At 65.6% G+C, this 11,332-nt stretch carries 9 protein-coding genes; 4 read left to right on the top strand and 5 right to left on the bottom strand.

All coding sequences use genetic code 11. The features are described 5' to 3' along the window. From VIG90_RS03985 to rsmA, 4 genes are all read left to right on the top strand, one after another. A partial coding sequence (locus VIG90_RS03985) for an LPS-assembly protein LptD (protein WP_331592150.1) occupies positions 1-1,425 on the top strand: 1,425 nt, incomplete at its 5' end. A gap of 154 nt (positions 1,426-1,579) precedes the next feature. Next, complete coding sequence (locus VIG90_RS03980) at positions 1,580-2,863, top strand: peptidylprolyl isomerase (RefSeq protein ID WP_331592148.1); 1,284 nt, start codon at positions 1,580-1,582, stop codon at positions 2,861-2,863. A 6-nt stretch (positions 2,864-2,869) separates the two neighbouring features. Then, positions 2,870-3,880 (top strand): 4-hydroxythreonine-4-phosphate dehydrogenase PdxA, encoded by a 1,011-nt coding sequence (gene pdxA, locus VIG90_RS03975; RefSeq protein ID WP_414695464.1) that lies wholly within the window; start codon positions 2,870-2,872, stop codon positions 3,878-3,880. Then, complete coding sequence (rsmA, locus tag VIG90_RS03970; RefSeq protein WP_331592147.1) at positions 3,877-4,746, top strand: 16S rRNA (adenine(1518)-N(6)/adenine(1519)-N(6))-dimethyltransferase RsmA; 870 nt, start codon at positions 3,877-3,879, stop codon at positions 4,744-4,746. The genes pdxA and rsmA overlap by 4 nt, the downstream gene beginning before the upstream one ends. Positions 4,747-5,940: 1,194 nt before the next feature. Here rsmA and VIG90_RS03965 read toward each other — a convergent pair. From VIG90_RS03965 to VIG90_RS03945, 5 genes are all read right to left on the bottom strand, one after another. Beyond that, entirely contained in the window at positions 5,941-6,471 is a 531-nt protein-coding gene (locus tag VIG90_RS03965) for a tetratricopeptide repeat protein (RefSeq protein WP_331592146.1), read from the bottom strand. 54 nt (positions 6,472-6,525) lie between these two features. After that, positions 6,526-7,758 carry an RsmB/NOP family class I SAM-dependent RNA methyltransferase gene (locus tag VIG90_RS03960; RefSeq protein WP_331592144.1) on the bottom strand — a complete coding sequence of 411 codons (1,233 nt, stop codon included), beginning with the start codon at positions 7,756-7,758 and terminating at the stop codon, positions 6,526-6,528. 188 nt (positions 7,759-7,946) lie between these two features. Then, positions 7,947-9,419 carry an IMP dehydrogenase gene (gene guaB, locus VIG90_RS03955; protein ID WP_331592143.1) on the bottom strand — a complete coding sequence of 491 codons (1,473 nt, stop codon included), beginning with the start codon at positions 9,417-9,419 and terminating at the stop codon, positions 7,947-7,949. A 70-nt stretch (positions 9,420-9,489) separates the two neighbouring features. Beyond that, entirely contained in the window at positions 9,490-10,182 is a 693-nt protein-coding gene (locus tag VIG90_RS03950) for an RlmE family RNA methyltransferase (protein WP_331592142.1), read from the bottom strand. Beyond that, complete coding sequence (locus VIG90_RS03945) at positions 10,179-11,276, bottom strand: Ppx/GppA phosphatase family protein (RefSeq protein ID WP_331592141.1); 1,098 nt, start codon at positions 11,274-11,276, stop codon at positions 10,179-10,181. The genes VIG90_RS03950 and VIG90_RS03945 overlap by 4 nt, the downstream gene beginning before the upstream one ends. Positions 11,277-11,332: the final 56 nt, after the last annotated feature.

Genomic DNA, 11,332 nt, shown 5'->3' with positions numbered 1-11,332 from the left:
GGCTCGGGCGCGTTCCGCATCGGCGGTGTCGGCACCTACGCCTCGCGTGACTTCAACGAGGAAGACCCGACCGCCCTTGGCAATCGCGGTAACGACTTCCGCGGCTATGTCTATGCCAACGGCCAGCTCCAGCACACCAGCCGCTGGCGCTCCAGCTTCGACACCATGGTGTCGGCGGACGATACCTTCCTGCGCCGTTACGACATCACTGACGATGACGTGCTGCGCAACAGCTACCGCCTCGAGTACTTCGGCGACCGCGATTACCTGACCGTCGAGACCTGGGCCTTCCAGGGCCTGCGCGTCGATGACGACTTCGGCCAGACGCCCATCGCCCTGCCGTTCGTCGACTATCGCTGGTCCTCCGGCCTCAAGCCGGGCGCCGGCGAGTTCGGCATTCGCGCCAACGCCATGTCGCTGGTCCGCACCGAGGCGATGGACACCTACCGCATCTCCACCTCGGCGGACTGGAAGAAGCAGTGGCTGTCCAGCATGGGCCAGGTGCTGCGCGTCACCGGCCTGCTGCGTGGCGACATGTATTACGTCAACGACGCGCAGGACCCCGACAATGCCACCTATGCCGGCGAGAACGGCTGGCAGGGACGCGTCCTGCCGCTGGCGGCGGCCGAAGTGCTGTGGCCGCTGGCTGGTCCCAGCTTCGGCGGCTTCCAGACCTTCACGCCCATCGTCCAGTTCGTGGCGTCCGGCAAGGGCCACAACGACATCATCCCGAACGAGGACAGCCGCGCCTTCGATCTGGAAGACACCAACCTGTTCGATCTGAACCGCTATTCCGGTCTGGATCGCTGGGAGGGCGGCACCCGCACCACCTACGGCGTACGCTGGTCGTGGACCGGCAAGGCCGTCAGCTTCAGCGCGGACGTCGGCCAGAGCTACCGTATCGCCGGTGAGTCCACGTCAGACCTGTTCCCGCGCGGCACCGGCCTGTCCGGCAACTTCTCCGATTATGTCGGCCGCGCCTCGGTGCGCTGGGGCGACTATGTGGACGTGGTCTACCGCTTCCGGCTCGACAAGGCGAACTTCGCCCCCCGCCGCAGCGAGCTGGATGCTTACGTGGGCAAGAACAACACCTATGTCACGGTCGGGTACACCAACCTCAACCGCGACATCCTGCTCGAGGATCTGGAAGACCGCGAGGAACTGCGTGTCGGCGCCCGCGTCCAGATCGACAAGCACTGGTCTGTCAACGCCGCCACCATTCTCGACCTGACCAACCAGAGCCAGAACCCGCTCAGCGATGCGGACGGCTTCCAGCCGATCCGCCACAGTGCGGGCGTGGCCTATGAGGACGAGTGCTTCAAGTTCTCGGTCACCTGGCGCCGTCGCTTCACCGAGGACCGCGACTTCGAGCGCGGCCCCACCGTGTTCTTCCGCTTCGCGCTGAAGAATGTGGGTGGACGGTAAGCGGATCGCTTCAGGAACTCGGGCAAAACCCGCCTGAAAAGCGGGACGTATGGGGAATCGCACGCCTTGGCGGCAGGACAGTTGCGCCTTGCCTTCTGCTGACGTAAACCAAGCGCCTATGGTGAAGATGAAACTACCGTTGCTCGGTCTGTGCTTGGCTTTGCTTGCCACGCCGGCCGCCGCCCAATCGCTCGGCGCTCCGGCGGGGGGCGAGATCCCCACAGACCTTCGATTCTTCGGTCCGCCAGATCCGAACGTGCGCAAGGCTTCGGCCATTGTGAACGGCAGCATCATTACGGACCTTGACGTCGAACACCGGCTCGCGCTGGTGGTGGCGGCATCGGGCGGCCGTATTGCCGACGAGGAAAAGAATCGCCTTCGCGTCCAGGTGCTCCGCAACCTGATCGACGAGAAGCTCCAGATTCTCGAAGCGCAGGCGCACGACGTCCAGATTGACGACGCCGAGGTCGACGGAACCTTCAACCGGGTCGCCCAGAACTTCAAGCAGACCCCTGAGCAGTTCGTTCAGTACCTGAAGAGCAGCGGCACCTCCGCCTCCACGCTCAAGGCCCAGATCAAGGCCGAGCTGGCCTGGTCGCGCCTGCTGCGCCGCCGCGTCTCCCCCTTCGTCACCATTGGCGACGAGGAAGTCGAAGCGGTCATCAAGCGTCTGGAAGCGGCCAAGGGTCAGGAAGAGTACCGCGTCAGCGAGATCTTCCTCACCGCCAACGCCGAGAACGAAGCCGCCGTGCGCAACACGGCAGAGCGCATTCTCAATCAGGTTCGCAACGGCGCGTCGTTCGTCGCCTATGCCCGCCAGTTCTCGGAAGCTTCCACGGCAGCCGTCGGCGGCGATCTGGGCTACGTGATGGCCGAGCAGCTTCCCGCCCAGTTGCAGGAGGTGGTCACGTCCCTCCCGGTCGGTCAGGTCAGCGATCCCATCCGCGTGCCGGGCGGGTTCAGCCTCATCGCCGTTGCCGACAAGCGCAAGATTCTCGGCCCGGATCCGCTGGACGCGCTTCTCACCATCAAGCAGGTCATCGTTCCCTTCAAGAAGGGCGCGACCGAGAGCCAGATGCGCAGCCTCGTCGAGCGCATGGCGACCGAATCCGCCCGTGGCGGCGGTTGCGGCCGCGCCGAAGCTCTGGCCCAGTCGCTCGGCGGCCGGGTCGACGAGCCGGAGCCGCAGAAGCTGCGCGAGTTCCCGCAGGGTCTCGTCCCGCATCTTGAGCGGCTTCAGGTGGGCGAATCCACCCGTCCGTTCGGCACCGAGGAAGACGCCCGCGTCATCGTCCTGTGCGGCCGTGACGACGCGCAGGAAGCCCAGCTGCCCAGCTATGACGAGGTTTACGCCCAGCTCAACGAAGAGCGCATGTCCATGATGGCCCGCCGCTACCTGCGCGATCTGCGGCGCGACGCCATCATCGACTACCGCTAAGGGCGTATGAACCCCCTCGCCGTCAGCATCGGCGATCCCGCGGGCGTCGGCCCGGAGGTCATTGCCAGATCATGGGAGGCCCGCGATTCCGCGGGCCTTTCGCCGTTCGTCATCCTGGGTGCCGAAGCACCCTTCCGCGCCGTGTGGGACGGGCCTGTCGCCCTTGTCTCCTCGCCGGCCGAGGCTGCACGCGTTTTTGCGCACAGTCTGCCGGTCATGGCCGTGGGCGAGATCGAGACCGTTCAGCCCGGCACGCCGGATCGCGCAGGAGCCGCCCTCGCCTTTGCCGCGCTGGAAGCCGCCGTTGCCCTCGCCATCAGCGGCGAAGCCTCGGCCATGGTCACCGCGCCGGTCAGCAAGTCCGAGCTCAAGGCCGTCGGCTACACCTGGCCCGGCCAGACCGAGTTCGTGGCCGAACGCTCCGGCGTTGACCCGAATGATGCCGTGATGATGCTGGCCGGGCCCAACGTGCGCACCGTGCCCGTCACCATCCACATTCCGCTGCGCGCCGTGCCCGAGGCGCTGACGGCCGAACTCATCCTCCAGCGCGCCGAGGTCACCGCCCGCGCCCTGAAGCAGGATTTCGGCATCCCCGAGCCGCGCCTCGCCATCACCGGCCTCAACCCCCACGCCGGGGAAGACGGCCATATCGGCCTTGAGGACCGTGACGTGATCGCCCCCGCCATTGCCGAGCTCCGCCGCAGGGGCTGGCAGGCCGAAGGCCCGCTGCCCGCGGACGCCCTCTTCGCGCCCCACATCCGCGGCCGATACGATGCCATGCTGTGCATGTACCACGATCAGGCCCTCATCCCGGTCAAGGCGCTGGATTTCGATCAGGGCGTCAACATGACCCTGGGGCTTCCCATCGTCCGCACTTCGCCCGATCACGGCACCGCGTTCAACATTGCCGGCAAGGGCATCGCCCGGCCTGACGCCATGATCGCCGCGCTCAAGATGGCGGCGCTGTGCGCGGAACGCCGTTCAGGCAACCGGACCGAAGCAGCAGCACACGCATGACCGATCAGCAGTTTCTCTCGAGCCTTCCGCCGCTGCGGGACGTCATTGCCGAACATGGCCTGAACGCCAAGAAGTCTCTCGGGCAGAATTTTTTGTTCGATATGAACCTCTTGAGCCGCATTGTTCGCACGGCGGGTCCGCTTGAGGGCCACACCGTCTATGAAGTGGGCCCCGGCCCCGGCGGCCTCACCCGCGCCATTCTGGCGGCTGGTGCCGAACGCCTCGTCGCCGTCGAGATGGACGAGCGCGCCTGGCCCATCCACGAAGACCTGAACGAGCGCTCCGGCGGCCGCCTGTCCCTCATTCGCGGCGATGCCATGAAGGTGAACGAGGCCGAAGTCCTCGGCACCGGCCCCATCCGCATCATCGCCAACCTGCCCTACAACGTCGGCACCGCCCTTCTCATCCGCTGGCTGACCCTGCCCACGTGGCCGCCGTTCTGGTCCAGCCTCACGCTGATGTTCCAGAAGGAAGTGGCCGAGCGCATCGTCGCCAAGCCCAACACGTCCGATTACGGCCGCCTCGCCGTCCTCGCCCAGTGGCGCGCCAGGCCCCGCATCGCCTTCGAAGTGCCCCGGCAGGCCTTCACCCCGCCGCCCAAGGTCACCTCCGCCGTGGTTCACATCGAGCCCTGCGAGCCCGTTGCCGACGTACCCCTGAAAAGCCTGGAAGCCGTCACCGCTGCCGCCTTCGGCCAGCGCCGCAAAATGCTCCGCGCCTCCCTCAAGTCCCTGGGGCTCGACCCCACGCCCCTTCTGGAAGCCGCCGACATTCCCGGCGACCTGCGCGCCGAAGTCCTCGACGTCCCCGCCTTCTGCCGCCTCGCCGCCGCTCATGCCGAGCTTACGCGAAAAGATCGAGCCTGAGGCTCAAGGCGAAGGTTACAAAAGTATACCTAATATGCGGGGGTCTATAACCCCCGCGCCCCCATTCCCTTTCTCGACGGTGTGTCCGGCGCACTCTGGGAACATGGCCAAGACCAAGCAAGAACAACAAGCCGGCAAATCTGGCCTTTTCGGGCAGTTACCTGAAAGCTGATTGAACACCAGTCCTTGCAGGGCTTCTTGTGCCCGTGCGCGCGCCATCAACTGTTTCCCTCATACGCCCTTTTGCATTGTCCAGCAGCGGCCTTTGGCCAGTTCCTCGCCTCGCTCACGTCGCTCAGGTTCGATACATCGCCCCTTTTGAAACCGCCGCCTCGCTGCCGCTCACGCTGCGCTGGCCGGCGAGTGCTAAGTTGTAGGACAGAGGCATTTGAAATGGTTTCTAAACGGAGGTGATCGCGCGCGAAGGCGCTCAAACCAGCAACCCCCGTGCACCCTCATTCATTCTTTCAATGTCGTGTTCGGCGCACTCTGGGAACAGGGTCAAGGCCAAGCCTATCCATCAAGTCAGCGGAAGTGCTCTGGTCCGAACAGGTTTCCTGAAGCTGAATAAAATCAGTCGTTTGAGAAATTTCCTTTTGCCCAAACGCGCACACTCAAGTGCCACCCTCGCGCGTCCCTCTGCATAGCTCGGCCCGATCTCCTGCATCGCGAGCACTCAGTGCTTAGACAGCTACACTCCGCCGCCCTCGGTTATCTGCCGCTCCGCCTCCGGATAGAACGATTCCGAACAGAGCTGGAAGCTGCTGAAATCACTCTTGTCTGACCCTGGTTGGAGCTACACCTTCCGACATTTCACACCCTGTCGCGGCGTACACCTCTAACACCTTGATACTACTGACAAAGATGCGCCTCGCACCGCGTTTGCGCGGGCAGCCGCTTGCTCCGCGTGCAACATGAACCGCACGTCCAAGGCTCGTCAGACTTCAGCCACACACGAGCAAGCCGAAGAAACGGCGCAGCACAACAAACCCACGCTTATTCATGAGTTAGATGTTTATTTTTAGAATGAGTTTAAGGAGTAAGAGCAAAGCCCTGGCACGGTCGCTCCGCCGCCCATCTCACGCACGGCCCGATAGACCCTGCCGGACAAGCAAGCGCTGGCACCGCCACCCGAAAAACAAACGGGAGTGCAGAGGGTTAAGACCCTCTGCTAAAAAAATCTGAGAAGAAATCCTACTGCTGCGAGGTCTGCTGCTTTGCAGGCCTGCGCGGGGCGCTCTGTGCCGTCACCCGGCCGCGCGTGGCGGTGGATTTGGCCTGTGCGCTGCCCAGTGCATTGGCGAGCCGTTCGGCCTGCACGCAGCCCTTGGGGCACACCCGGCGCAGCCGGTCCAGAGTTTCCTGCGCCTGTGCGAGGCTGCCCTTGGTGATCAGTGCCATGCCGGAGGCCTCCAGCGCGGTCACGTCGTTCGGGTTGATGGTCAGCGCCTTGCGGTAGTAGCTGATGGCGCGGCCCGTGAGCCCCAGTTGCTCATAGGCCCGGCCCAGACCGATGAAAGCGTTGCTGTTGCGCGGATCGGCCGTCAGCGCCGCCTCGTACAGGTCCGCGGCCTCGGCGGCGCGGTTCTGGCCCATCAGGGCATTGGCCTGCTGCATGAGGCGGGAAGACGTGGCGTTGGCCTGGGGTGCCTTGGCCAGCGCCGGCGCGCTGACAGCAAGGGCGGCCCCGAGGGCCAGGGCAGAGATCCAGTGGCGCTGTAACATTCTTCCTCCCTAGGGAGTCCCGCCGGGACCCGTCAACACAGGACCCTGCTAGGATTAGCAGAGCCGTTCATAAACCGCGACGAAAAAGCCGTCGCATCCATGGCTTGCGGGAGCCACAGCCAGGTACTCCGGCCGCAGCGCTACCGTTTCAGGCAGGCCGCTAGCCTCAAGCCGCGTACGGTAATCTACCAGCCGGAACTCCGGATGGCGCTGAGCGAAGGCGTCCGCCCGGTCTTCAGCCTCGTCCGGCAGCAGGGAGCACACGGCGTAAACCAGCCGCCCGCCCGGTTTTACCAGCGCCGAGCCCTGCTCCAGCACGTCGTCCTGCACGGCGGTGATGGCGGCCAGCCGGTCTTCGCTGAGGCGCAGCCGCGCCTCCGGATTGCGCCGCCAGGTCCCGGTTCCGGTGCACGGCGCATCGATCGCCACGCATTCGGCCTGTCCCGCGAGGGCATCGAGCGCGCCGGGCCGCAGCGCCCTTTGCTCCACAATGCTCACGCCTGCCCGCTCCAGCCGGGGCGTCATGCGCTCCAGCCGCGCCGGGTCGATATCAAACGCGATGATCCGGCCCTGATTCCGCATGCTGGCAGCGAAGCCCAGCGTCTTGCCGCCCGCGCCTGCGCACAGGTCGATCACCGTTTCACCGGGCCGTGCGCCGGCCAGTTCGATCATCAGCTGGCTGGAGAGGTCCTGCACCTCCACCAGCCCGGCCGCGAACGCATCGGTCTTCTCGATCGGTGTCCCAGCATCGGCCCGCAAGCCGTTGGCGCTAAATCGTAAAATCTCGGTCTCGACACCTTCGTTGGCCAGAACGGCCGCTGCCCGGTCCCGCTCGGTCTTCAGGGTATTGACCCGCAAATCGAGCGGCGCGCGGCCGGTCAGGCCATCCCGCTGGGCTGGCCAGTTGTCTGTGAACCGGCGTTTGAGCCGGTCTTCCAGCCACGAAGGCAGCCAATGGCAGGAAGCGTTTGCGGCCGCCGCAGTCTCATCCGGCGTCAGGGCCGCCGGGGCATGGCCCCCTGCGCCGAACAGCTCCAGCAGGGCTGGCTCCTGCGCCGTGGCATAGGCAATCAGCGCTGCCCGTCCCGAGGGGGCATCATGGGCCATGTGCCGCAGCACCGCATAGACGTGGGCGCGCACGGCGGCCCGGTCCTTCGAGCCCGCATAGCGGCGCGAACGGAAGTAGCGCGCCAGCAGCACGTCAGCCGCCGCCCCGCCCCTGCGGGCGCTGCCGATCGCCTCGTCCAGAATTTCAATCGCCGCTGCCAGCCGCGCCGCAGGCTGCATGTGAACCTACTCCTGTTACCTTCTGAATATTCATGGGGATTGGTAGGCAATCCAGCCGGCCCGCCCCGTTGCCCCAACGAAAAAGGCCGCACCCGTCATCACGCGCACGGCCCAATTCGATGGGATGCAAGGAGGGGGAACCGCAGGCTCCGCGCCCCCGTGCAAAGCACTGCTCGCTCCCGCGGCTCTTAGCGTGTCGGGTAGTTCGGCGCCTCGCGGGTGATCACCACGTCATGCACGTGGCTTTCGCGCAGGCCGGCGTTGGTGATGCGGACGAACTGGGCGCGCTCCTGGAAGTTCGGAATGGTCGCGCCGCCAGTGTAGCCCATGGCCGCCTTGAGGCCGCCCACCATCTGGTGAATGATCTCGCGGGCCGAGCCCTTGTACGGCACCTGGCCTTCAATGCCTTCCGGCACCAGCTTCAGGCTGTCCTTGATGTCCTGCTGGAAATAGCGGTCCGCCGAGCCGCGGGCCATGGCGCCCACCGAGCCCATGCCGCGGTAAGCCTTGTAGGAGCGGCCCTGATACAGGAACACCTCGCCCGGGGCTTCGTCCGTGCCGGCCAGCACCGAGCCGACCATGACCGCGCTGGCGCCGGCGGCGATTGCCTTGGCAATGTCGCCGGAGGTGCGCACGCCGCCGTCGGCGATGACCGGAATGCCGGCCTTGGCGCAGACTTCAACGGTGTCCATGATGGCGGTCAGTTGCGGCACGCCCACACCAGCCACGATGCGGGTGGTGCAGATCGAGCCCGGCCCGATACCCACCTTGATGGCGTCCGCGCCCGCGTCGATCAGCGCCCGGGCAGCATCGCCGGTCGCAACGTTGCCGGCCACCACCTGAACGTGGTTCCACTTGGACTTCACCCGACGCACGGCCTCAGACACCTTGACGGAGTGACCATGGGCGGTGTCCAGCACCACCAGATCGCACTCAGCGTCCACCAGCGCCTCGGTGCGCTGGAAGCCCAGATCGCCGACGGTGGAAGCGGCGGCAACGCGCAGGCGGCCGGAGGCGTCCTTCGTGGCGCTCGGGTAGTTCACCGCCTTCTCGATGTCCTTCACCGTGATCAGGCCGATGCAGCGGTACTGGTCGTCCACCACGATCAGCTTCTCGATCCGGCGCTGGTGCAGCAGGCGGCGCGCCTCGTCCTCGCTCACGCCCGTGCGCACGGTCGCCAGATTGTCCCGGGTCATAAGCTCGGCAACCGGCTGGTCCATGTTCTCGGCAAAGCGCACGTCACGGTTGGTCAGCACGCCGATCAGCTTGCCCGGCTGGCCCCGCGGAGATGGTTCCACCACCGGAATGCCGGAGATGTTGTGGCGCTTCATCAGGTCCAGCGCTTCGCGCAGCGTCTGGTTTGCCAGCATGGTCACCGGGTTCACCACCATGCCCGCTTCGTACCGCTTCACCTGGCGAACGGCTTGGGCCTGTTCCTCGATGGTGAGGTTGCGGTGCAGAACGCCAAGGCCGCCGGCCTGGGCCATGGTGATCGCCATCTGCGCTTCCGTCACGGTGTCCATGGCGGAGGAGAGCAGTGGAATATTGAGAGAGATCTCGCGTGTCAGGCGGGTGGACGTGTCTGTCTGGCTCGGCATGACATCCGATTCAGCCGGTACAAGCAGAACGTCATCGAAAGTGAGGCCTAAACGCAGTTCCATGGGACTCTCTCGTAGCTTCGGGGGCGGGGAAGTGGGGCTATATGCCATCCCCAAATTTAAAATGCTATGGTTAGCCCGCAGTTTCCGGGCGAAAATCCTGTGCGATCACGTACCATTCGGAAGAGTCCTTCCGGCTGGCGGGAGGCTTGGCATGTTTCACGGTCTTGAAACGTTGTTTCAACCGCATCAGCAACTGGGAATCGGCGCCGCCGGCCAGAACCTTGGCAACGAAGGTGCCGCCCGGCTCCAGAATCTCCAACGCCATTTCCAGACCGGCCTCGATCAGGCCCATGGTGCGCAGGTGGTCCGTCTGCTTGTGGCCCACCGTGTTGGCCGCCATGTCCGAGATCACCAGATCCGCCCGGCCGTCCAGCAGGGTGCGGATGTGCTCGGCCGTTGCCTCGTCCCGGATGTCTCCCATGATCAGGTCAACGCCCGGCAGCGGTTCAACCTCCAGAATATCGACGCCGACGACGCGCGCCTTGGGTCGGCGCTCCTTCACGATCTGGCACCAGCCGCCCGGCGCGCAGCCCAGATCCACCACCCGGGTCGCGTCCTTCAGCAGATCGAAGCGCTCATCCAGTTCCTTCAGCTTGAACGCGGCGCGGGACCGGTAGCCCGCCGCCTTGGCCGCTTTCACATAAGGATCGTTCAACTGGCGTTCAAGCCAGCGCACCGACGAGGTGCTCCGGCCGCGCCCGGTCTTGACCCGGGTCTTGCCGCCCTGGGACCGACCGCTGATTCCACCGCCTCGCCCGCTCATAACGAAATTCCATCACGCTGCATCAAAACGCGCAGGATGCCTTCCCGGATACCCCGGTCTGCCACGCGCACCTGCTCGACCGGCCAGAATTCCAGAATGGCCTCGATGATGGCGCAACCGGCCAGCATCAGGTCCGCCCGCTCCGGGCCGATACACGGCAATGCCGCCCGCTCCTCGACCGTCAGGCCGAACAGTTCCTGCGAGAGTGTGCGTAGCGAACTGGACGGCACCCAGCAACCATCCACTTGGCGGCGGTCGTAGAACGGCAGCTTGAGGTGGAGGCTCGCCAGTGTGGTGACCGTGCCGGAGGTGCCCAGCATGCACAGCCGCCCTTCCTTCACCCGCTGGCTGACCCGGGCCCGGTCCTCGAACGCGGACAGGTGCGCCGTCAGCATGGCTTTCATCTCGCCATATTCCACCGAATCCAGCGTCACGTCGCCGTAGGCGTCCGCCAGCGAGACCACGCCCCAGGGCACGCTGGTCCACGCCATGATCTCGCTGATGCCGCGCGGGCGGTTGCGCACCAGAATGAGTTCGGTCGAGCCGCCGCCGATGTCGAACACCAGCCCGTAGTTGGCCGAGCGCGGCAGCAGGGCCTGGCAGCCGAGCATGGCCAGCCGCGCCTCCTCCTCCGGCGAGACCACGTCCAGCGCGAGGCCGGTTTCGGCAAACACGCGCGAGACGAACTCCTGCGTGTTGTCCGCCCGGCGGCAGGCTTCCGTCGCCACGTGGCGCATCATGTGCACCTTGCGGCGCTTCACCTTGTCCGCGCACACCTTGAGGGCCGAGATGGCCCGGCGCTGCGCCGCGTCCGACAGGCGGCCCGAGCTTGCCAGTCCCTCGCCCAGCCGCACGATGCGCGAGAAGGCGTCGATGACCTGAAAGCCGGTCCGCACCGGCTTGGCCACCAGCAGGCGGCAGTTGTTGGTGCCCAGATCGAGCGCCGCGTAGATTCGGTTGGTGCTGGCCGCGCGGATGGGGGTGTCGTCTTCGATGTGCAATCCGGCTGGCTCGGCGGTCTCGTCGTTGGACGTACAGGGGTCCGCCGTATAGGGGGCTGACGCAACGGAACTGGCCGCCACGGTATTTGGCATGATCGTCGCCTTCAAACAGAAGCTCTGAACCGCAGCAATACGGTTTACTTGCCCGT

The sequence above is a fragment of the Pedomonas sp. genome, from assembly GCF_036515995.1.
Taxonomy (GTDB): domain Bacteria; phylum Pseudomonadota; class Alphaproteobacteria; order Sphingomonadales; family Sphingomonadaceae; genus Pedomonas.
This window is presented reverse-complemented; position numbering and strand designations above follow the sequence as displayed.

Bases quoted from the DNA above. Each gene is read 5' to 3' on its own strand.
- pdxA (WP_414695464.1), top strand. From the start codon at position 2,870: ATGAACCCCCTCGCCGTCAGCATCGGCGATCCCGCGGGCGTCGGCCCG.
- rsmA (WP_331592147.1), top strand. From the start codon at position 3,877: ATGACCGATCAGCAGTTTCTCTCGAGCCTTCCGCCGCTGCGGGACGTC.
- VIG90_RS03950 (WP_331592142.1), bottom strand. From the start codon at position 10,182: ATGAGCGGGCGAGGCGGTGGAATCAGCGGTCGGTCCCAGGGCGGCAAG.
- VIG90_RS03965 (WP_331592146.1), bottom strand. From the start codon at position 6,471: ATGTTACAGCGCCACTGGATCTCTGCCCTGGCCCTCGGGGCCGCCCTT.
- guaB (WP_331592143.1), bottom strand. From the start codon at position 9,419: ATGGAACTGCGTTTAGGCCTCACTTTCGATGACGTTCTGCTTGTACCG.
- VIG90_RS03945 (WP_331592141.1), bottom strand. From the start codon at position 11,276: ATGCCAAATACCGTGGCGGCCAGTTCCGTTGCGTCAGCCCCCTATACG.
- VIG90_RS03960 (WP_331592144.1), bottom strand. From the start codon at position 7,758: ATGCAGCCTGCGGCGCGGCTGGCAGCGGCGATTGAAATTCTGGACGAG.